A 21486-nucleotide genomic window follows, 5' to 3' on the forward strand; every position below is an offset into this window, starting at 1 on the left:
CAGACGCCGGCTTTCTTCATCAAAGGCCCAAAGAACCCGGCGGGTGCCAAGGCCCAAGGCCACTGCGGCTCTAGACATTCCCCCACAGACATGATGTTGTGATTTTTTGACATGCTGTCGGATAACCGAGAATGGATGCATTACTGGCGCTGTTGCTGCTCATCGCGGTGGTGGCCCTCATTTCAACACACCAGAGCCTGCGCCAGCTGCGGACGGCGCTGCTTGCCCTGCAGGCCAGGGTCGAGCAGCAGGGAAGGCAGCTGCAACAGCTGCTGGGCCAACAGGACGCGCCCGCCAAGCCGGCGGCACAACCCAGCCCCGGGCCCACCAACCAACAGGCCAGGCCCCAACCAGACGCCCAGCCCCTACCCCAGGCTTCACTTCCCTCAGCAGGCGCCCCTGCAGGTGCCCCGGCGGGCGCCCCCGGCTTCAGCCAGGCCCTGGGCCGGCACATCAAGGCCAACGGGCTGCTCTGGCTGGGCGGCATAGTACTGTCCATCGGCGGGCTCTTCCTGGCGCGCTACGCCATAGACGCCGGACTGCTGCCTCCGGCGGTGCGGATCATCGGCGGCGCCCTGTTCGGTGTGGCATTGACCCTGGGGGCCGATCACCTGGCCCGCCACGCCGCCCGTTTCGACATCCATAGCCCCCATGTGCCGGCTGCCCTGGCCAGCGGCGGCCTTATCACCTGCTTTGCCATGGTACTGGTGGCCTTCGAAGGCTACGGCTACCTGTCGCCGCAGCTGACCTTCCTGCTGCTGGCCCTGGTCTCCCTTGCCGCCAGCTCCCTGACCCTCAGGTTCGGCCCCCTGCTGGCGTGCCTCGGCACCGTCGGCGCCTACCTGGTGCCGGCCATCGTCAATACCGGCGAGCCACACCTGGCGATGCTGCTGGGTTATGTCACGTTGATCTCGGCGTACAACCTCCAGGTGGCGATGCGCGTCCAGCAATATTGGCTGTGGTGGCTGGCCTTCGCCGGCCAGAGCCTGTGGTTTGGCCTGGCCATCAGCCTTGCCGGCAGCGGCGATCTGCCCCTTCTGGTGCTCTTTACGTTGGCGACGCTCTACCTCTTTGCCCTGGTGCCAAAGCTCGGCTGGCTGCTGCGGCAAAGCTCGTCAGCGGTGCTGCCGCTGCGGGCCCTGTTGTGGCCGGACAAGACCCAGCTGGCCCTGGTGCTGCCGTTGGTGATGCTGCTGGTGGCCCTGGGACTGCATGCCACCGACAACCAGTGGATGGTCACCGCCGTCCTGGTCACGGCCCTCTTCTATGGCTTGCCCCTTCGCCACAGTGCCTTTGACGCCCTACCCTTCCTGGCCCTGGCTTTTGCCTTTGTCAGCTTCACCGCCGTGGCCCCTGTCAGCTCCCCAGAAGGCAGCTTGCCCGCCTTCAGCCTCCCCTTCCTCTTTGTCCAGGGGAACGCGTTGCTGAGCCTGCTCTTTGGCGCCTGGATGCTGCACCGCCAGCCGCAGCGCCGGGCTTTTCATACCCTGTTGGTGGTGGCTCCCGTCCTCTGGTATGGCTTGAGTTATGCCCTGGCCCCAACCGCCATCGCCGACCAACTCTACCTGCCCTGGTCCATAGAGCTTACCCTGATCGCCCTGGCCGCCACCTTCGCTATCACCCGGGTGAAGTTTGCCCTCTTGCAACTGCCCCTGGCGCTGCTGGCCAACTTCGCTTTGACCCTGGTGCTGACCATGCTGCTGGAGGCCGGCCCCCTGACATTGGCCCTGGCCGCGCAGCTCGGCAGCATGGCCTATCTGAGCCACAGCTATAAGGTGCGGTTGCCCGACTGGCTCTACAAGCTGGCGCTGGTGGCGGTCATGGCCCGCCTCAGCGTCGCGCCCTGGCTCGATTCCTACGCGAGCGAAACCCTGCTGGGGCTGCACTGGTCGGTGGTTCTGTACCCCCTGGTGATCGCCCTGGTGCGCTTCGCCTCCGGCTACGTCGGCTCAGCGCCATTGCAGAGCTGGTTCAGGGGCGCCCAGCTGCACCTGCTGGCCCTGCTGGTCACCACCGAAACCAGCTACCTGCTCAATGGCCGTTATCCCGACCTGCTGGACCCCAGCTACCAGGAAGCCTGCCTGCTGGCCATGAACTGGACTGTGCTGGGCGGCGTCTACCTGTGGCGCGCCCCCCGCAGCGCCACCACCGCCCTGGTGCTGCGCTGCTGGGGTTGGGGGCTGCTGGCGGCGGCAACGGTCATGCAGTTGCGCATCAGCCTGGTGGAGAACCCCTTCTGGCACGCCCAGCCCCTGGGGCCGCTCCCCATGCTGAACTGGCTGGCTGTGCAGTGGGCCATACCGGCCCTGGCCCTTTTCGGCCTGGCCTGGCTGCGCCTGGCTCCAGCCCTTTGGCAGCGGATCTTCAGCCTGCTTGGCGGCCTCTTCGCCGCCCTTTACATCAACGGCGGCATTCGCAGCTTCTTCCATGCCCACAGCGTGCTGCTGAGGCTGCCGACCACCCAGGCAGAGCTCTACAGCTACTCCCTGGTCTGGCTGCTGGTGGCCCTTGGCCTCGTCGTCTTCGGCCTGAGGCGCCAGTACCTGAAGTTGACCCAGTTGGGGCTGGGGATACTGCTGGTGGTGATCTTGAAGGCCTTCCTGGTCGACATGGCCCACCTGGCCGGCCTCTACCGCGCCATCTCCTTCATCGGCCTCGGCCTGGCGCTGGTGGGCATAGGCTGGCTGTTCCAAAGGGTTCGAAGCCCCAAGGGCGGCAGCCCAGAAGCCCCCACATCCTAAATCCTGCCCTATAAAAAAACCGGCTTGCGCCGGTTTTCTTATTCGTCTTCGTCTTCGAGCTCTTCGTCAAAGTCCTCGTCTTCTTCCTCACCGAAGAAGAGGCCCCAGCCGTCCGTGATGGCAGGCGCCGACGCGGCGACAGAAAAAAACCGGCTTGCGCCGGTTTTCTTATTCGTCCTCGTCTTCAAGCTCTTCGTCGAAGTCCTCGTCTTCTTCCTCACCGAAGAAGGTACCCCAACCGTCGTAGTCGACGCCGAAGCGGTCGGCCAGCTTCATCAGGGTGTCGGTGTCTTCGTTGATCTCGTCCAGCACCAGGGGGCCTTCACGGACGGCGTCGAAGCAGAAGAGGATGACCCGGCCTTCGCGGAATTCCTCGGCGTCGGAAACGTCGAAGCCCAGTTTGAAGACTTCGATGGCCAGCTTTTCCAACTTGTCGAAGCTGGTGCTGGCGAAATGGTGCTCCACCACGAACTCGTCGCCGAGGTCGGCGCCGTCTTCCACTAGGGTGTCGAGGATATCCTGATTGTCCTGGCGTTGGGCTTCCAGGCGGGCGGCAAGGGACATGGCAATCTCCAATTCCAATTTGGCGATAGCCTAGCACGGAATCGCCAGGCCGCAGCGCCCTTATTGCTGGCCGCTGAGCTCGGTGATGGCCTTTTCCATCAGGCCGTGGCAGTGCAGCGACAGCTCGCGGGCAGCGCCCCTTTCCATCTTGCTGGTATCGATAGGCGGCAGGAAACGGATGCGAACCGTGCCGTTGTTCCAGCGGTTGAGGCTCATCTTCTCCAGGCTGGAAACGGCGATGGGCACCAGGGGTACACCGGCGGTGATGGCGGTATGGAAGGCGCCTGTCTTGAAGGGCAGCAGGCCGCGGCCATAGCTGCGGGTCCCTTCGGGGAAGATCCACACCGACAGCTTCTCCTCGCGGATGCGCCGGGCGGCCTCGTCGATGGTGCCCTTGGCGCGGGCCGAGTTCTTGCGATCGATGAGGATGTTGCCGGTCAGCCAGTAGAGCTGGCCGAAGAAGGGGATCCACTTGAGGCTCTTCTTGCCGATGGTGACGGTGCGGTGGCGCACGGCGTTGGAGGCCGTGACCAGATCCCAGCTGCTCTGGTGGTTGCTGATGTAGACGGCGGGGCCCTTGGGCACGTTTTCCAGGCCGTCCATTTCCACCTTGACGCCAAGCCAGGGGGCCAGGGCGCCAAACAGGTGGGCGAAACGGTAGACGTGGTCAGGATGGAAGGGCCTCAACAGGCAATAGAGACAGCCCAGCACCGAGACCAGGACCAGAAACACACCCAATAACAGCAGACGAAACAGGGCAATCATGAGCACACCGGTAAACCAAACGGCAGGCATTATAGCGGTTTAGGGCCAGGGTGAAACTCCGATCAGCGAACAATTGTTCACTCAGCCAGGATGCACTTGAGCTTGGCGATGACCTCGTCGACACCGATGCCGGCCATCAGCCCTTCGCCCTTGGCCCGCGCCCCCCAGGGCAGCTGCTGCCAGGGCTTGCCGGTCTGGGCCAGGATGTTGGCGTCATAGCGGTTGGCCACCCACTTCTGGTGGTTGTAGGGGCCTGTGCGGCGGGGGTTGGAATGGGCATAGAGGCCCACTGTAGGGGTGCCCTGGCTGGAGGCCATATGGGCAGGCCCCGTATCGGGCGCCAGCACCACGGTGGCACGTCGCAGCAGCGCCCAGAGGCTCTTGAGATCGGTCTGGCCGGTGAGGTCCCGCACCGGCGCCGAGGCGGCGTCGCCGATAGCCTGGGCCAGGGCCTTCTCGGCCGGGGCAGGCCCGCCACAAAGCAGCACCTTGAGGCCCTGGTCATGGGCCCAATCGGCCACGGCGGCGTAACGCTCGGCGGGCCAGCAGCGCTCAGCCTTGGAGGCACTGTGGCAAATCACCAGGGTCCTTTTGCCTTGGGGCAATAATTGTTCGGCCTTTTGCACCGCCTCGGCCGGCACCGGTAGCGTCCAGTCCGGTTTGGGATCCTCGATGCCGAGATAGCGGGCGAACTCCAGGAAGTTGTCCAGCACGTGCTGACCCTTTGGCAGGCCGATACGCTCGTTGGTGAAGAGCCATTGGCCCTCCCCGGCGCGGCTTTTGTCAAAACCGATGCGCCGCCTGGCCTTGATGCCAAGGCTGAGGAGGGAGGCCCGCAACGCAATCTGCATATGCAGCAAGGCGTCGAAGCGCCGATCCTTGAGCTGACGCCACACGGTCCTCATGCCCTTGAGGCCGGCCTTCTTGTCGAACACTACCAGCTCCACCCCTTCGATGCCGGCCATCAGCTGGGCCTCGGCCTTGCCCAGCACCCAGGTGATGGTGCAATCCGGCCAGCGCGCTTTGAGCACGTTGACCAGGGCCAGGGCGTGACAGACGTCGCCGATGGCGGAAAGGCGCAGCAGGCAGATGGACTTCATAGGGGCTCCGAGGCAGGGGGCGGGCTCATTATGCAGGGCTAAATTGCTGATGTACAATGGCCCCGACCCCGCCTGGACCACACCATGAACAGCCAACACCAACTCTGGAGCCAGAACCATTTCCTGCTGCACGACAAGGCGCTGCTACCCCAGGTAGGGCCGGACGAATTCCGCCCCCGCGTCTGGCGCGAGCGCGGCGCCGTCACCGGCACCAGCACAGGCCGTGGCACCACCTACTTCCTGCGCCAGGGCGAGGCCCACTGGGTGCTGCGCCACTACCGCCGCGGCGGCCTGGTGGGCAAATTGGTCAAGGACAGCTACCTCTTCCTGGGCATAAACAACAGCCGCCCCGTGGCCGAATACAAGCTCTTGGCCCGGCTCCATGATTTGGGGCTGCCGGTACCCAAACCGGTGGCGGCCCACGTCGAACGGCGCGGCCTCTTCTACAAGGGCGACATCCTTATCGAGCGCATCCAAGGGGCACGGGACCTGGTGGCCTGGCTGCAAAAAGCCGAGCTCGCCGAGGGCCAGTGGCAGGCCATAGGGGCCCTGGTGCGCCGCTTCCACGACGCTGGTGTTTTTCATGCCGACCTCAACGCCCACAACATCTTGCTGGGTGAGGCAGGCGGCCTCTGGCTTATCGACTTCGACCGCGGCCGCCTCCGTAAAAGCGGGGTCTGGAAGGAGGACAACCTGGCCAGGCTGCTGCGCTCCTTCAACAAGGAGAAGGGCCGGCTGCCCTCCTTCCACTGGGACCAGGAGCGGGATTGGCCGGCGCTGATGGCCGGCTACGAAAAAGGCGCCTGAGAAGAGGCGCCGAAAAGGGTACGCTTGCCAACACGGCGTTAAAGCCCTCTCAAAATGCTCATTTACTCTCTGTAAACTGCGCTTTTTCAAGGGCTTCGGCCTTGCCTTGCCGTCGCTCCCAATCTTTTCTGCTGGCCACTTCTGGCGCCTTTGTTATTCCTCCTCCCCGGCTGGGCTGTCGCCCGCGCCGGCAGCGGCACCGGCGGCCGTGGATTCCACGGCCACCTCGTCCACCCGTTGCAGGCCCCGTGGCAGCTTGGCGCCGCGGCGGCCCCGCTCACCGAGATAATGCTCCAAGTCGCTGGGCTTGAGGGTCAGCTTGCGCTTGCCGGCATAGGCCACCAGGCTGTCTCCCTGATGCAGCAGCACCAACTGGCGCACCACTTCCTCGCGGCTGGCGGCACGGGCGCTGGGAATGGAGATGATCTTGTTGCCCTTGCCCTTGGCCAGGGCCGGCAGGTCAGCCAGCGGGAAGACCAGCATCCGCCCTTCGTTGGTGATGGCCAGCACCTGCACCTGGTCACCGGCCGGTACCCGCACCGGCGGCAGCAGCTTGGCGCCGGTTGGCAGGGTCACCAGGGCCTTACCGGCCTTCTGGCGGCTGACCATGTCGCTGAACTTGCAGATGAAGCCATAGCCGGCATCCGAGGCCAGCAGGTAGAGATCCTCGTCGTCCCCCAGCAGCACCTGCTCGAAGGTCTCACCGGCCACCGGGTTGAAACGGGTGGTGAGCGGCTCCCCTTGGGAGCGGGCCGAAGGCAACGCCAGGGCGTCGCAGGCAAAACTGCGGCCGCTGGAATCCAAGAACACCACCGGCTGGTTGCTCTTGCCCCTGGCCGCAGCCAGGAAGCCGTCGCCGGCCTTGTAGCTCAATTTGTCCGGCTCTATGTCGTGGCCCTTGGCGGTGCGGGCCCAGCCGTTGGTGGACAGCACCACCGTCACCGGCTCAGTGGGCATCAGCTCCTTCTCGGACAGGGCCTTGGCCTCGGCCCTAACCACCAGCGGCGAGCGGCGCTCGTCGCCATAGGTCTTGGCGTCCGCCTGCAATTCCTTCTTGATCAGGGCCTTGAGGGCCTTTTCCGAGCCCAGCAGGTGCTGGAGTTCATCCCGCTCCTTGGCCAGCTCATCCTGCTCGCCACGGATCTTCATCTCTTCAAGCTTGGCCAGGTGGCGCAGTTTCAGCTCGAGGATGGCCTCGGCCTGGGTGGCGGAGAGGCCGAAGCGGGCCATCAGCGCCGGCTTGGGCTCGTCCTCGGTGCGGATGATGTGGATCACCTCGTCGATGTTGAGGAAGGCGATCAAGAGGCCGGCCAGCACGTGCAGCCTGGCCTCCACCTTGTCCAGGCGGTGCTGGAGGCGGCGGGTGACTATGCCGGTGCGGAATTGCAGCCACTCGCTGAGCATCAGGTTGAGCGGCTTGACCTGGGGCCGGCCGTCCAGGCCCAGGACGTTGAGGTTGACCCGGAAGTTCTTCTCGAGGTCCGTGGTGGCGAAGAGGTGCGCCATCAGCGCCTCTATGTCCACCCTGTTGGACTTGGGCACTATCACCAGCCGCACCGGGTTCTCGTGGTCGGACTCGTCGCGAAGGTCCGCCACCATGGGCAGCTTCTTGGCCTGCATCTGGGCGGCGATCTGCTCGAGGATCTTGCCGGAGCCGGCCTGGTGCGGCAGGGCCGTGACCACCACCTCGCCGTCGGACAGCTCGTACTTGGCGCGCATCTTCACGCTGCCGCGGCCGCTCTCATAGAGCTTCTGGAGGTCGGCGGCGGGGGTGATGATCTCGGCTTCGGTCGGGTAGTCGGGGCCCGGCACGAACTGCATCAGGTCGAGGACGCTGGCCTTGGGGTGGGCCAGCAGATGGATACAGGCGGCCGTCAGCTCCCGCACGTTGTGAGGCGGTATGTCGGTGGCCATACCCACGGCGATGCCGGTGGTGCCGTTGATCAGCACATGGGGCAGGCGCGCCGGCAGCACCGCCGGCTCTTCCAAGGTGCCGTCGAAGTTGGGTACCCAGTCCACTGTGCCCTGCCCGGCCTCACTCAGCAGCACCTCGGCGAACTTGGCCAGCCGCGATTCGGTGTAACGCATGGCGGCGAAGGACTTGGGATCGTCCGGCGCCCCCCAGTTGCCCTGGCCGTCGATGAGCGGGTAGCGGTAGGAAAAGGGCTGGGCCATCAGCACCATGGCTTCATAGCAGGCGCTGTCGCCGTGGGGGTGGTATTTACCCAGGACGTCACCGACGGTACGGGCCGACTTCTTGTACTTGGCGGCGGCGCTCAGGCCCAGCTCGCTCATGGCGTAGACGATGCGGCGCTGCACCGGCTTGAGGCCGTCCCCCAGGTGCGGCAGGGCGCGGTCCTGGATGACATACATGGAATAGTTCAGGTACGCCGATTCGGTGAAGCGGCGCAGCGGCATCTGTTCGATGCCGTCAAGACTTGCTGCGATTTCGTCCACGGGCCTTTTCCAGGTTCATGAAAAACAAAACATTATGCCACCGCCAGCTCGGGCCAGAGGCTCTCTGCCGCCTGGGGTTTGCCAAAGAGGTAACCCTGCATGTAGCTGACCTGCAGTATGTCCAAGAGCTCGGCCACTTCTTCCTCTTCCACGAATTCGGCGATGGTGCGGTAACCGAACTGGCCGGCGATATCCACCAGGGCCCGCACGAAGATGGAGTCGGCGTGCTGGCTGGCCAGGCCCCGGATGAAGGAGCCGTCGATCTTGATGAAGTCCACCGGCAGCGTCTTCAGGGTGTGGAAGGAGGAATAGCCGACCCCGAAGTCGTCCAGGGCAAAGTGGCAGCCCAGGGCCTTGAGGCGCTGTATGGACTGGCGGGCCTGATCCAGGTTGGTCAGGGCCGCCGTTTCGGTGATCTCGATGATGAGTTTGCGGGCCAGCTCGGGTCTATTCTCCAGCTCCTCGGCGATGGCGAGGATGGCCGCCGGTTCGCCGAAGGTCTTGGGCGAAAGGTTGACCGAGAAGCGTACCCGCCGGTCGCTAGGCAGCCTTTCCAGCAGGGCCAGCAGTTGGCGGAAGACCCAGAGATCCAGCTCGCTGGTGCGCCCCGTCTGCTCGGCGGCGCGAATGAATTCCACCGGCGAGACCCAGGCCCCGTCGCGGTCGCGGATGCGCAGCAAGGTCTCGTAATGGGCCACTTCCCGGGTTTCGGTGTCCACTATCGGCTGGAAGTAGAGGCAGAGGTTGCCGTTGTTGATGCCGTGTTTGGACTTTTCAAGCCAATACAGGTGCTTGCCAAGCTCCTGGTCGGTGTCCTGGCGGGTTGCCCGCACATGGCGGTTCTTGCCCTGCTCCTTGGCGCTGTACATGGCCATGTCGACCCGCGCCATGATGTCGTCGATGTCGTCGCCGTCCTCCGGCAGCCTGGCCAGGCCTATGGAAACGGAGGGGGAATGGAGCTGGCCGCCGCCGCTGACCCGCACTTCCCGCAGGGCATGGTAGAGCCGTTCCAGCAGGGCTTCCTCCCCGGCCTGGGTCAGCCCCGGGATCAGCACCGCGAATTCGTCGCCGCCGAAGCGGGCCACGCAGGCATTGTCCGGCATCAGCTGTTCCAGCACCTTGGCCACCCTTTTCAGCAGGCGGTCCCCCACCTTGTGGCCGGCCACATCGTTGACGAACTTGAAGTTGTCGAGATCCATGAACATCAGGCTCACCAACTGCTGGCGCTTGAGGCGTTCCTGCAGTTCCACCTCGAACTGGCGGCGGTTGACCAGGGAAGTGAGGGGATCGTGGCTGGCCAGCCATTCCAGCTCGCCGGCGCGGCGCTGCAGCTGGCTTTCCATGCCTTCGAGCTGCAATGACATCTCTTCCAGGCGCTGGGCCAGCAACGTGGGCTCGTCCAGCAGCTTCTGGTGGCGACCAATGGCCCTCAGGCGGATGCGAAAGCCCTCGTAGGCGCCCCTTGCCAGCAGCGGCAGGGCATCACTGATGGCGCCGAGCCGCGCCAGGGGCCGGCGCAGCAGGAGGTAGAACAGCAGCATGCAGAGGCAGAGGCCGCCGAGCCCCAAGGCCAGGCTGCGCACCAGGGTGTGGTCCGTGTCCTGTTTGATGGCGCGGCCGTCCAGCAGCGCCCCCAGCACCAGGCCCTGGTCTTCATGGAGGCGGACGAACCAGTAACCGTCCAGCTCACACACAGGCCTGTCCAGGCACTGAGCGCCAACGGCGGGTAGGCCGTCACTGCTGGCCGCCACCAGCTGGCCGCCCTGGCGCACCACCAGCACTGGGCTGGCCAGCGCCTTGCTGAGGGCCTCGAGATCCAGCGCAGTACTGGGGCTATTGAGGGAACAACCCTGGTCGCAGCGCAGCGTCCAGGGCCCCTTGTCCCTGGCCAGTTCGGCGTCGAAGAGTTGCAGCATGAATTGGCTGGCCGTGGTCCTGACCCCACCGTAGACCCGCTCCAGGCTGGCCTGGTTCATGGCCGCGTAGCCGGAAAACAGCAACAGCAGCAGGCAGAAGAAAGGCACCAGCAGTTGCCAGCGCAGGCTCAGCAAGGTGCGGCTTTGCTTCACGCCAGCTCCGCCTGGTGGCCGTTCAGTTCCAGCCATTCCTTACGGTCACCGGAGCGTTTCTTGGCCAGCAGCATGTCCATCAGCGCCTGGGTCTGCTCGGCGTCGTCATTGGTCAGCTGCACCAGGCGGCGGGTGGCGGGATCCATGGTGGTTTCCCGCAGTTGCAAGGGGTTCATCTCGCCCAGGCCCTTGAAACGGGTGACCTGGGGCTTGCCGCGGCGGTGCTCGGCGGCCAGGCGGTCGAGTATGCCCTGCTTCTCCTGCTCGTCGAGGGCGTAGTAGACCTCCTTGCCGAGGTCGATACGGAACAGCGGCGGCATGGCCACGTAGATATTGCCGTTGTCGACCAGGGGCCGAAAGTGGCGCAGGAAAAGGGCGCACAGCAGGGTGGCGATGTGCAGGCCGTCGGAGTCGGCGTCGGCAAGGATACAGACCTTGCCATAGCGCAGGCCGTCCACCTGCTCCGAGTCCGGGTCCATGCCGATGGCCACCGAGATGTCATGCACCTCCTGGCTGGCGAGGATATCGGCCGAATCCACTTCCCAGGTGTTGAGGATCTTGCCGCGCAGCGGCATCACCGCCTGGAAGTCGCGGTCACGGGCCTGCTTGGCGGAGCCGCCGGCCGAGTCCCCTTCCACCAGGAAGAGTTCGGTGCGGGCCGGATCGTCGCTGGTGCAGTCGGTGAGCTTGCCGGGCAGGGCCGGCCCTGAGGTGACCTTCTTACGGGCCACCTTCTTGGCGCTGCGGGTACGGCGCTGGGCGTTGGAGATAAAGTGTTCGGCCAGCAGCTCGGCCACTTCGGTGTGGTTGTTGAGCCAGAGGCTGAAGCTGTCTTTCACTACGCCTGAGACGAAGCTGGCGCTCTGGCGGGAAGAGAGGCGTTCCTTGGTCTGGCCGGCGAACTGGGGGTCCTGCATCTTGACGCTGAGCACGAAGGCGCAGCGCTCCCAGATGTCTTCAGGGGTCAGCTTGAGGCCGCGGGGCAAGAGGTTGCGGAACTCGCAGAACTCGCGCATGGCCTCCAGCAGGCCCTGGCGCAGGCCGTTGACGTGGGTGCCGCCCTGGGCCGTGGGAATGAGGTTGACGTAGGACTCCTGGGTAAGCTCACCGCCTTCGTGGAGCCAGAGCACGGCCCAGTCCACCGCCTCTGTTTGGGCGGCGAAGGCGCCCACGAAGGGGGCTTCGGGCAGTTTGGGCCAATCGACCACGGCATCGGCCAGGTAGTCTTCCAGGCCCCGCTCATAGTGCCACTCGAAGCTTTCCTTGTTGACCCGGTCGTCGAACTTGATGGTCAGGCCGGGGCAGAGCACGGCCTTGGCTTTGAGGATGTGCTTGAGGCGATTGACCGAGAAACGGGGGGAATCGAAATAGCTGGCATCGGGCCAGAAGCGCACCCGGGTGCCGGTGTTGCGCTTGCCGACGGTGCCGACGACGGTGAGGTCCTCGACCTTGGCGCCATGCTCGAAGGCTATTTTGTATTCCTGGCCGTCGCGCTTGATGCCCACTTCCACCCTTGTGGACAGGGCGTTGACCACGGAGATCCCCACCCCATGCAGGCCGCCTGAGAACTGGTAGTTCTTGTTGGAGAACTTGCCGCCGGCGTGCAGCTTGCAGAGGATGAGCTCCACACCGGGCACCCCTTTCTCGGGGTGGATGTCCACCGGCATGCCGCGGCCGTCGTCTACGACCTCCAGGGACTGGTCCTCGTGGAGTATCACTTCCACCTTGCTGGCATGTCCGGCCAGGGCTTCGTCCACCGAGTTGTCTATGACTTCCTGGCCCAGGTGATTGGGCCTGGTGGTGTCGGTGTACATGCCGGGGCGGCGCTTGACCGGCTCCAGGCCTTCCAGGACTTCCAGATCTTGTGAGGTGTACTGGTTGCTCATGTGCGGGCTTATCAAAATGGCTTCCGGCAATGGTCGACCATAGCCGGAAATATTGTCAATAAAAGTCTAAAAAAGCCGCCACTTGCGGCAAATGCTTGTCCAGATCGGTGAAGGCGTGGTCGCCGCCGGCCTCTATGGTCAGGCGCGCGCCCTGGTAATGGTCGCGGGCCTGGCGCCAGTCCAGCACCTCATCCCCTTCCTTCTGCAGCACCCAGAAGCGCTCCGGCTTCTGAAGACTTGGCCTGTGCAGGGCCTTGAGCTGCTGCATGTGTTCGGGCAGCACCTCGAAATGCTCCCCCGTATAGGGGTTGACCTGGGGCCCCAGGTAGTCGGCCAGCAGCTCAAAAGGGCGGACGGCCGGGTTTACCAGCACCGCCTTGAGATCGAAGGCCTCGGCCAGATAAGTGGCATAGAAGCCGCCGAGGGAACTGCCCATCAGCGCCTTGGGGCCGGGTATGGCCTCCAACGCCGCCCCCAGGCTGGCCGCCACCTCGGCCGGTGCGAAATGCAATGAGGGGACATGGACCTGCACATCGGGGAAATGCTTGGCCAGGTAATCTTTGACCAGCACGGCCTTGGCCGAACCCGGCGAGGAGTTGAAGCCGTGCAGGTAGAAGAGGTGCATCAATAGCCACCGGCCTCGATGTCGGCGGGGAAATGCTCGGGCGCCAGGCGCAGCACCCGGGTCTCGATGTTGCCATCCGGCAACAGCGCCAGGTAGCGCCCGCCTGGGCCCTGGCCGTCGAGGGCAAAATCCTGGCTCTGGGGCGCGAACTGCACACAGGTGGAAGGACTCGCCAGCAGGCGGATATCGCCTTCCATCCTGTCCAGCTCCTGGTGGATATGGCCGAACAGCACCGCCTTGGATTTCTTGTGGCGGCCGAGGCGGCTCAGCAGTTCGTCGCCGTTCTTGAGCTGGTGGTGATCCAGCCAGTAGGAGCCACAAGGCACTGGGTGGTGGTGTACCGCCACCAGGGTGTGCAGATCGGCATCGGCATAGCTGTCGATCAGGGCCAACTCTTCTGCGCCGAGCCAACCGCTGACCTTACCCGGATCGTGTGAACTCAGCAGCAGGACCTGCCAATGCTTGCCAAGCAAACGTTTGACCGGTGCGCCCAGGGCGGCTTCCATGGCGGCCGGGTCGTCGTGGTTGCCGGGCAGCCAGAACCAGGGCTTGCCGGTGAGGTGCTCGGCGAGCTGGCGGTAGGTTTCCACCTTGTGATCCTGGGCCAGATCCCCGGTCAGCAGCCAGGCGTCGGTATCGACATCCAGGGCCGATTCCACGGCCTGCATGCTCTGCCAGGTGGGCACGCCAAGCAGGGCATGGCGGTGATCCTGGAAGAGGTGGGGGTCTGTCAGCACCCAAAAACTGAGAATATCCTTTTCAAACAACTGGGTCCGTACTTTCAAGAGGGGCCTCTACAACAAGCTGCCTAGCATATCCGAACTGCACCTTCCTTCGGTGAGACAAAGCTTGAGCCAGTCCGTCAGGAAGAGGTTCACCTGCATCTTTTCGTCAGGCAGCAGCATCTTATCATTGGGGTAGGCATAGCGAGGTGCCAGGCGTGAAAAGTGCTGGCTTGCGCACACTTCAGCCATCCGTACATCGTGGTAAAGCCGCACCTGCATCATCGCCTTGAGGTAGGGCGGCAGGGCCCCCTGCTGCTCTATGGTGATGGTGGAGGTGTAGGGGAAGTCTTCGGTCAGGCGCAGACAATAGCGCTGCCCCCTGCCCACCAGGTAGGAGATGTGGTCCCCCACGGACCCGAGGCGGCGCGACAGCTTCATCAGCGCCGCGTAGTTCTGCTCGCAGGTCGTGTGCAGGGCCTTGAGACTGGGTCTGTACCGCTTTTTCAACCCCATTGCTTGCGCAGTTCCTCCGCTTTGAGTGCCAGCCACTGCAAGCCGATGACAGTAGCTGCGTTGTCGATTTGGCCCCGCTCCAGCATGGCCAGGGCCTCGTTCCGGCTCACCACCAGCACGGCGATGTCCTCCCCTTCCTCGTCAAGGCCATGGACGCCGTCGGCCTTGGTGGCGTCCACCTCCACGGCGAAGATGTGCAGCCGCTCCGTGGTGCCCCCGGGAGAAGCCAGGTAGCTCAGCACAGGCGCTATGCGCCCCACCTCCAGGCCCGATTCCTCCTTGGTCTCGCGCACCGCCACCTCCTCGGCGCCCTCTCCTTCTTCGATGATGCCGGCCACCAGCTCATAGAGCCAGGGATCCTCGCTGGTGGCCATGGCCCCTACCCGGAACTGGCGCAGCAACACCACCTGGTCCGTCTTTGGATCATAGGGCAAGGCGACGGCGGCGTGGCCCCGCTCGAAGACTTCCCGGGTCAACCAGGGGCTCCAGCCGCCGTCGAACTTACGGTGACGCAGCACATAACGCATCATGGTGAAAAACCCTTGGTAAAGCGGCTTTTTTTCCTTGATTTCAACGTCGGATGGGGTGAAATGGTGGTCCATGGAAGCTCCCGCTCTTAAACGCCTAAAATGCCGGCAAAACGCGGCTTGAAGTAACAGTGCGTTACCCGCAACCGTGCCGAATTTATAATCTGTTACACTTGCGACTTGATGTGAAATCAGCCTGTTATTTACTGTTCCAGCCAATGTCGCAGCATGCGGACACAAGGAATCAACGAATGAAGCGAACCCTTTTGAGTCTACTGGTCAGTGCCGGTTTCGTGGCCCAGGCCCAAGCCGTCGATCTGGTGGAAGTCTACCAGCAGGCCCTGCAGCATGATCCGCTGTTGCAACAGGCAGACGCCCAGCGCCAGGTGGCCATGTCCGGCGTCGATATCAGCAAGGCCGATCTGCTGCCGCAATTGAACGGCCAGTTGGGCTACAAGTTCAACAAATACGAGCAGTACAGCGGTGGCAAGTTCTCTGGTGACACCCACGGCTGGAGCGCCGGCATCACCCTGGAGCAGCTGATCTACAGCCAGGGCACCTGGGTCAAACTGGGCCAGGCAGAAAAGACCGCCGCCCAGGCCGAAGTCAAGTACGGCGCCGCCCGCCAGGATCTTATCAGCCGCGTGGCCCAGGCCTACTTCGGCGTGCTGCAGGCCCAGGACACCCTGGCCTTCCGCCAGGCAGAGAAGCGCGCCATCGAACGCCAACTGGAACAGACCAAGCAGCGCTTCGCCGTGGGCCTGACCGCCATCACCGACGTCCATGAGGCCCAGGCCCAGTACGACGCCGCCGTGGCCAACGAGATCAGCGCCCAGAACGATCTGGACAACAGCTACGAAGGCCTGACCGAGATCACCGGCGTCAACTACCATGACTTGTCCGTGCTCAACACCGACAAGTTCGCCCCCTCCCTGCCCCAGGGCAAGACGACCGAGTGGGTCAAACGCGCCGAAGAGAACAACCTGAGCCTCCAGGCCCAACGCATGAGCGTGGACATCGCCCGCGACAACATCAAGTACGCCCAGTCTGGCCACTACCCCACAGTGGGCCTGAGCGGCAGTTACGACGTGAGCGATACCACCAACAATCCTGACGGGGCTTCCAGCATCAACGAGCCGCGCCTGGACAACGCCAGCATAGGCCTCTCCGTCAAGGTGCCGATCTTCTCCGGTTACCGCACCTCCAGCCAGGTCGAGCAGGCCCAGAGCCAGTTCCTGATCAGCAGCCAGGAGCTGGAACGCATCCATCGCCAGGTGGTGCGCACCATCCGCAACACCTACAACAACGTGGGCGCCAGCCTGTCCTCGGTCAAGGCCTACGAGCAGTCGGTGGTGTCCAGCCAGTCCGCCCTGGAAGCCACCGAAGCCGGCTTCGAAGTGGGTACCCGCACCATAGTGGACGTGCTCAACGCCAACCGTCAGCTCTACCAGGCCAAGCAGCAGCTGGCCCAGGCCCGCTACAACTACATCCTCAACAACCTGGCCCTGAAACAGGCGGACGGCACCCTGGCCGACGCCGACGTGGAAGCGGTCAACAAGGCCTTGATGCCCGCCGCCATGGCGCCCAAGGAAAAGTAAGGATTGCTCCAGCAAAAAGGCCCTCGATGAGGGCCTTTTTTATTGGCTGGAAACCGCTGTTAAGCCGCCTTTGCCGTCAGCCTTAGCATCAGGCCTTCGGCACAGGACTGCTGTCGAGCGCCGCCAGGCTGCGCCGGATGGCGCCCCTGTTGGCCGCCACCACCTTGAGGCCGGCCTCGCCGGCCTTCGCACATTGCTCGGGGTTGCTAAAAAGCGCGGCCAGGGTGCCGGCCAGGGCCGGCGCTTCCACCACCTGGCAGTTGCCGGCCGCCACCAGGGCGTCGGTGATGTCCTGGAAGTTGAAATACTGGGGGCCGGTCAGGGTCGGCAAAGCCAGGGCCGCCGGCTCCAGTAGGTTGTGGCCGCCGACGGGGACAAAGGAGCCCCCCACCACCGCCAGTTGGCAAGCCCCCAGCAAGGTCATCATCTCGCCCATGGTGTCGGCAAGGTAAACGGCCGTATCGCCCAACACCGGCTGCTGCTCTGAACGGCGGGCAAAGGTCCAGCCCTGGCGCTCCATCAGCTTGGCCACCTCAATGAAACGCTGGGGGTGGCGGGGTACCAAGACCAGCAGGGCGTCAGGGAACTGTTCCCGCAGCTGCTTGTGGGCCGCCAGCATCAGGGTATCTTCTCCCTGGTGGGTGGAGGCGGCTATCCAGACAGGCCGCTGGCCCAATTCGGCCTTGAGCGCCCTGCCCGCCTCTGCCTGCTGGTCGTCAAGCTCCAGGTCGAACTTCACCGAGCCCGTCACCTCGAGTATCCCAGGCGCCAGGCCCAGGGCCAGGAAGCGCTCGGCCTCGGCCTGGGTCTGGACCAGCACCCGCGACAGCCCTGCCATCAGCTGCCGGGACAAGCCGGAAAACCTGCGGTAACGGCGAAAGGAAGACTCGGAGAGCCGGGCATTGACCAGGCTGACCGGCATCTTGCGCTTGGCGGCAAAGGCCAGCCAGTTGGGCCAAAGCTCGGTCTCCATGATCCAGAGCTCGCGGGCCTCGACCCTGTGGAAGAAGAGCCACACGCAGGGCCAGAGATCGTAAGGGGCGTAGCAATGGTTGAGCTGGTCACCAAAGGCGGCTTTGAGCCGTTCAAAACCGGTGCGGGAGCTGGTGGTCAGCAGCAGCTTGGCCTTGGGATGCCGCTCCCGCCACTTCTTCAGCAATGAGATGGCGGCCATGGCCTCGCCGACGCTGACGGCATGCACCCAGAGATCCACCTCCTGGGGTGGCACCAGCCCGAAAGGCTCCCGGGCCCTGCCGCCGAAGTCCTGGCGCCGCCCTGGCCAGTTCAGCCAGAGCAGCACCAGGGGGAAGGCCAGGCACAGCATCAGGTTGTAGAAAAAGCGGCTCATCTGGTCTTGATGCGCTCAATGATGGCGGTGGTGGAGACCCCGTCTTCGAAGCCCAGCACCTTGACCTCGCCGCCATTGGCCATGACTTCGGCGCCGCCGGCGATGTCTTCGACCTTGTAGTCGCCGCCCTTGACCAGCAGGTCCGGCAGCACATGAGCGATGAGGCGCTGGGGGGTGTCTTCACCGAAGCTCACGACCCAGTCCACGGCTCCCAGGGCCGCCAGCACCGTCATGCGCCGCTCCAAGTTGTTGACGGGCCTGCCGTCGCCCTTGAGGCGGCGCACCGAATCGTCGTCGTTGACGGCCACGATCAGGCGGTCCCCCAGGGCCCGGGCCTGCTGCAGGTAGCCCACATGGCCGGCGTGGAGTATGTCGAAACAGCCGTTGGTCATGACCACCTTCTCGCCGCGGCGCTGGGCGTCGCGCACCGCCAGCAGCAGCTGCTCTTCCCCCAGCACCCCCAGGCCCTGCTCCTTGTCGTGGCTTATGGCACCGGCCAGCTCCACTGTGCTGACGGTGCTGGTGCCCAGCTTGCCGACGACGATGCCGGCGGCGATGTTGGCCAGGGCGCAGGCCTGGTCCAGGGGAGCACCGGCCGCCAGGGCCGCGGCCAGGGTGGAGATGACGGTGTCGCCGGCGCCGGTGACGTCGAACACTTCCTTGGCGGTGGCCGGCAGGTGCACAGGTTCGGCGCCTTTTTGCAGCAGCGTCATGCCGTGCTCGGAACGGGTAACCAAGAGGGCTTCCAGTTCGAAGTTCTCGATAAGGGCCAGGCCGCGCTCCACCAGGCTCTGCTCGTCGGGGCAAAGGCCCACCACCGCCTCGAATTCACTCAAGTTGGGAGTCAAGAGGGTGGCGCCGCGGTAACGCTCGAAATCGGTGCCCTTGGGATCCACCAGCACCGCCTTGCCGGCGGCGCGGGCCTGGGCCAGCAGGTGCTGGACGTCGGCCAGGGCGCCCTTGGCATAGTCGGACAGCACCACCACCTTGCTTGCTTCCAGGGCCACGGCGAAGGGGGCGCGCAGCAGCTGGGCATCGCTGTCGGCAAAGGGCTCTTCGAAATCCAGGCGCAGCAGCTGCTGGTGGCGGGACAGGACCCTCAGCTTGGTGATGGTGGGATGGGTGGCCACAGCCTGCAGGCGGCTCTTGACGCCGACACTGCCCAGGCTGTCCTGCAGAGTCTGGGCCGGCTCGTCCTGGCCCACCAGGCCCAGCAGCTCAACGCCGCAGCCCAGGGCCGCCAGGTTAAGGGCCACGTTGGCGGCGCCGCCCGGCCTATCTTCCTTCTGCTCCACCTTGACCACAGGCACAGGGGCCTCGGGGGAGATGCGCTTGGTGGCGCCATGCCAGTAGCGATCCAGCATGACGTCGCCCACCACCAGGACGTGGGCATTTTCGAAGGCCGGCAGATTCAGCTTCATTGGGATCCGTATTCCTTACATGCAGTTGGCCGAGAGTTTACCACGGCAAATGCCACGGCGCCGCGCCGGGCTTTGGGGTAAACTGGCGCCCATCGCTGCCCTATGGAGACAAGCCTTGGCTATACAGAAAGTCGAAGCGCCGCGCTTTCGCCTTGCATTGCTGCATCCCCGTTATTGGCCCACCTGGCTGGGGGTGGCCGTCCTCTACCTGATCTCCTGGCTGCCCTACAAGGCGCAACTGGCCCTGGGCCGGGGCCTGGGGCGCTTCCTCGGCAAGATAGCCAAGAGCCGGGTCCGGGTTGCCAGGCGCAACTTGGAGCTGTGCTTCCCGGAGCAATCCGCCGCCGAACGCGAGGCCCTCCTTAAGGCCAATCTGGAAGCCACTGGGGTCGCCATGCTGGAGACCGGCATGGCCTGGTGGTGGCCCCAGTGGCGCATCAAAAAGCACATGCAGGTGGAGAACTTCGAGTATGTCCGGGAGGTGCTGGACAGCGGCCAAGGCGTGATCCTGATGGCCATGCACTTCGTGACCCTGGAGATAGGGGCCCGGATGTTTGGCGAGATGCAGCCGGGGGTGGGCTTCTACCGACCCCACAACAACGCCCTGATGGAGTACCTGCAGTACCACGGCCGGGTCCGCTCCAACAAATACCTGGTGGACAAGCGGGACGTGCGCGGCATGGTCCAGGCCCTGCGTGAAGGGGAAGTGGTCTGGTACGCCCCCGACCAGGACTACGGCCGCCGCCGCGCCGTCTTCGTGCCCTTCTTCAAGGTACCGGACGCCGCCACCGTCACCGCCACCTCCATGTTCGCCAAGCAGGGCCGCGCCAAGGTCGTGCCCTTCGTGCAGACCCGCCTGGCCGACGGCTCCGGCTACAAGCTGAGCTTCTCCCCCGCCCTCAACACCTTGCCGAGCGGCGACGAGGTGCAGGACACCAAGCTGGTCAACGCCATAGTGGAGCGGGAGATCCGCAAGCAGCCTGAGCAATACATGTGGGTGCATCGCCGCTTCAAGACGCGGCCCAACGAAGCCGACCCTTCCTACTACTAAAAGCCCCTCCCCAAAGAGGACAGTCTGGCTCCCCGGATAAGGAGCCAGACTGTCCTGGATAGGCATCGAAGTCAGCCTTCTTCCTACAGCGGCTCCCCTGTTTGCATTTGCCTTGGCCGACCCAGGCTCATTCCTCGGAGCGACAAGGCATCAAGGGCACTCCGACCATTCGATACTGCCTTCGCCCGGCGAGACGAACAACACGTCGATGTGCTCGCTGTCGAGCTCGGCAGAATGCGCGACCCCTTGGGGGATCAGCAGCGCATTGCCGGGGTTCAGGGTATAGATCTCCTCCACATGGCCATAGCGCAACGTCATCCTGAAGGACCCCGATAGCAGCACCAGCAATTCGTCCCCCTTGTCATGTCGTTCCCATTGGTGGGGCTCCCTGGTGTTCGTCACCCGGATCACCCCCACCAGGGAGGCACAGTCGCTCGAATACAGATCGGTGGCCAGGATGGCTTGATCTTTAGGCGCTCGCTCAAGTAGCTTGGCGGGATCAAAAGCCTGTATCTGCTGCATCCTCAATTCCTCCTTGTCCATTTGCGATGCGATATCCAGTATGCGAATGTTTCGTCATATTTGATATTCGCATTCCACAGAGCAGGTCCAAGTGATGTCAGACGGCTCCACAATCCCCAGGAAAAGGCCATCTCAAGACAGATCCCGAGCCACGGTTGCCGCGCTGATCGAAGCCACCGCTCAGGTTTTGATCGCTCATGGGTATCACGGCACTACGACGGCGAAAGTGGCGCAACGTGCCGGTGTCAGCGTTGGCTCTCTGTATCAGTACTTTCCCAACAAAGACGCCCTGGTCGTGGCACTGATCGAACACCACGCCACGCGCCTCGCCCAGATGATGGATGAAGCCCTAGGACTCACCGCGGCGTTATCCCTTGAACAGTCCCTGAGGCAATTGATCACAACGGCATTGGACAGGCAGCGGCTTTCTCCTGAACTGCACAAGATCCTTGTCGAGCAGGTTCCGCGAGTCGGGGGCCTCCAGCAGGCCATGGACACCAGCCAGCATCTGACAAAGCAAATAGGTGCCCTGTTGAAACGCCATAGTCACCGCTTGCCGAAGCGGCTAGATCCCGATATTGCAGCACACACAATGGAAACGGTGCTCGAAGCCTTGACCCACAAGGCGGTTACGGCCGAGCCGGCGTCCCTTGAAAACGGCTGTATGGCTGACGAGATCTACCAGGTGTTGGCAGGGTATTTGGGCTTGTCCCACAAGGCCTGAAGGTGGGCTGTCCATGATGAAAAAAGCGCGCCTCTGGCGCGCT

At 64.1% G+C, this 21486-nt stretch carries 18 protein-coding genes; 5 read left to right on the forward strand and 13 right to left on the reverse strand.

Translation table 11 applies throughout. The annotated features are described in order from the left end of the window. Window positions 1-131: 131 nt before the first annotated feature. Entirely contained in the window at window positions 132-2741 is a 2610-nt protein-coding gene (locus PVT67_RS13810) for a DUF2339 domain-containing protein (protein ID WP_301494459.1), read from the forward strand. Window positions 2742-2909: 168 nt separating this feature from the next. On the opposite strand, the gene rraB is transcribed toward PVT67_RS13810, so the two are convergent. From rraB to PVT67_RS13825, 3 genes are all read right to left on the reverse strand, one after another. Next, the gene (gene rraB, locus PVT67_RS13815; RefSeq protein ID WP_301494461.1) at window positions 2910-3305 is read right to left on the reverse strand and encodes a ribonuclease E inhibitor RraB; all 396 of its coding nucleotides are present in this window, start codon (window positions 3303-3305) and stop codon (window positions 2910-2912) included. 60 nt (window positions 3306-3365) lie between these two features. Then, window positions 3366-4070 carry a 1-acylglycerol-3-phosphate O-acyltransferase gene (locus tag PVT67_RS13820; RefSeq protein WP_301494464.1) on the reverse strand — a complete coding sequence of 235 codons (705 nt, stop codon included), beginning with the start codon at window positions 4068-4070 and terminating at the stop codon, window positions 3366-3368. A gap of 77 nt (window positions 4071-4147) precedes the next feature. Further along, entirely contained in the window at window positions 4148-5170 is a 1023-nt protein-coding gene (locus PVT67_RS13825; RefSeq protein ID WP_301494466.1) for a glycosyltransferase family 9 protein, read from the reverse strand. Window positions 5171-5254: 84 nt separating this feature from the next. On the opposite strand from PVT67_RS13825, the gene PVT67_RS13830 reads away from it, so the two are divergent. Continuing rightward, entirely contained in the window at window positions 5255-5977 is a 723-nt protein-coding gene (locus tag PVT67_RS13830; RefSeq protein WP_301494468.1) for a 3-deoxy-D-manno-octulosonic acid kinase, read from the forward strand. Window positions 5978-6130: 153 nt separating this feature from the next. On the opposite strand, the gene parC is transcribed toward PVT67_RS13830, so the two are convergent. The 7 genes from parC to nudF all read right to left on the reverse strand — a co-directional run bounded on the left by parC (window position 6131) and on the right by nudF (window position 14854). Then, complete coding sequence (gene parC, locus PVT67_RS13835) at window positions 6131-8395, reverse strand: DNA topoisomerase IV subunit A (RefSeq protein ID WP_301499711.1); 2265 nt, start codon at window positions 8393-8395, stop codon at window positions 6131-6133. A gap of 71 nt (window positions 8396-8466) precedes the next feature. Then, window positions 8467-10503 (reverse strand): putative bifunctional diguanylate cyclase/phosphodiesterase, encoded by a 2037-nt coding sequence (locus PVT67_RS13840; RefSeq protein WP_301494470.1) that lies wholly within the window; start codon window positions 10501-10503, stop codon window positions 8467-8469. After that, entirely contained in the window at window positions 10500-12389 is a 1890-nt protein-coding gene (parE, locus tag PVT67_RS13845) for a DNA topoisomerase IV subunit B (RefSeq protein ID WP_301494472.1), read from the reverse strand. The genes PVT67_RS13840 and parE overlap by 4 nt, the downstream gene beginning before the upstream one ends. A 55-nt stretch (window positions 12390-12444) precedes the next feature. Continuing rightward, window positions 12445-13014: a YqiA/YcfP family alpha/beta fold hydrolase gene (locus tag PVT67_RS13850; RefSeq protein ID WP_301494475.1), complete on the reverse strand. Its 570-nt coding sequence runs from the start codon at window positions 13012-13014 to the stop codon at window positions 12445-12447. Next, complete coding sequence (cpdA, locus tag PVT67_RS13855; RefSeq protein WP_301494477.1) at window positions 13014-13751, reverse strand: 3',5'-cyclic-AMP phosphodiesterase; 738 nt, start codon at window positions 13749-13751, stop codon at window positions 13014-13016. The genes PVT67_RS13850 and cpdA overlap by 1 nt, the downstream gene beginning before the upstream one ends. A gap of 57 nt (window positions 13752-13808) precedes the next feature. Further along, entirely contained in the window at window positions 13809-14246 is a 438-nt protein-coding gene (locus PVT67_RS13860; protein WP_301494479.1) for a DUF1249 domain-containing protein, read from the reverse strand. After that, window positions 14243-14854 (reverse strand): ADP-ribose diphosphatase, encoded by a 612-nt coding sequence (nudF, locus tag PVT67_RS13865; protein WP_301494482.1) that lies wholly within the window; start codon window positions 14852-14854, stop codon window positions 14243-14245. Before nudF ends, PVT67_RS13860 begins: the two co-directional genes overlap by 4 nt. 176 nt (window positions 14855-15030) lie before the next feature. Here nudF and tolC point away from each other — a divergent pair, with 176 nt between their 5' ends. Continuing rightward, a complete protein-coding gene (tolC, locus tag PVT67_RS13870) occupies window positions 15031-16377 on the forward strand; it encodes an outer membrane channel protein TolC (RefSeq protein ID WP_301494484.1) in 1347 nt (448 codons plus the stop codon). A gap of 88 nt (window positions 16378-16465) precedes the next feature. On the opposite strand, the gene waaA is transcribed toward tolC, so the two are convergent. Continuing rightward, window positions 16466-17725: a lipid IV(A) 3-deoxy-D-manno-octulosonic acid transferase gene (gene waaA / locus PVT67_RS13875; RefSeq protein WP_301494486.1), complete on the reverse strand. Its 1260-nt coding sequence runs from the start codon at window positions 17723-17725 to the stop codon at window positions 16466-16468. Beyond that, a complete protein-coding gene (gene hldE / locus PVT67_RS13880) occupies window positions 17722-19146 on the reverse strand; it encodes a bifunctional D-glycero-beta-D-manno-heptose-7-phosphate kinase/D-glycero-beta-D-manno-heptose 1-phosphate adenylyltransferase HldE (protein ID WP_301494488.1) in 1425 nt (474 codons plus the stop codon). The genes waaA and hldE overlap by 4 nt, the downstream gene beginning before the upstream one ends. A gap of 115 nt (window positions 19147-19261) precedes the next feature. Between hldE and lpxL the strand changes: the two genes are divergently transcribed. Continuing rightward, window positions 19262-20197, forward strand: a complete 936-nt coding sequence (lpxL, locus tag PVT67_RS13885; protein ID WP_301494490.1) for an LpxL/LpxP family Kdo(2)-lipid IV(A) lauroyl/palmitoleoyl acyltransferase — start codon at window positions 19262-19264, stop codon at window positions 20195-20197. 150 nt (window positions 20198-20347) lie between these two features. Here the strand turns inward: lpxL and PVT67_RS13890 are convergent, their stop codons facing one another. Next, the gene (locus tag PVT67_RS13890) at window positions 20348-20719 is read right to left on the reverse strand and encodes a cupin domain-containing protein (RefSeq protein ID WP_301494492.1); all 372 of its coding nucleotides are present in this window, start codon (window positions 20717-20719) and stop codon (window positions 20348-20350) included. A gap of 94 nt (window positions 20720-20813) precedes the next feature. On the opposite strand from PVT67_RS13890, the gene PVT67_RS13895 reads away from it, so the two are divergent. Then, on the forward strand, window positions 20814-21443 hold the full coding sequence (locus PVT67_RS13895; protein ID WP_301494494.1) for a TetR/AcrR family transcriptional regulator: 630 nt from the start codon (window positions 20814-20816) through the stop codon (window positions 21441-21443). Window positions 21444-21486: the final 43 nt, after the last annotated feature.

This window comes from Gallaecimonas kandeliae (assembly GCF_030450055.1).
Classification (GTDB): domain Bacteria; phylum Pseudomonadota; class Gammaproteobacteria; order Enterobacterales; family Gallaecimonadaceae; genus Gallaecimonas; species Gallaecimonas kandeliae.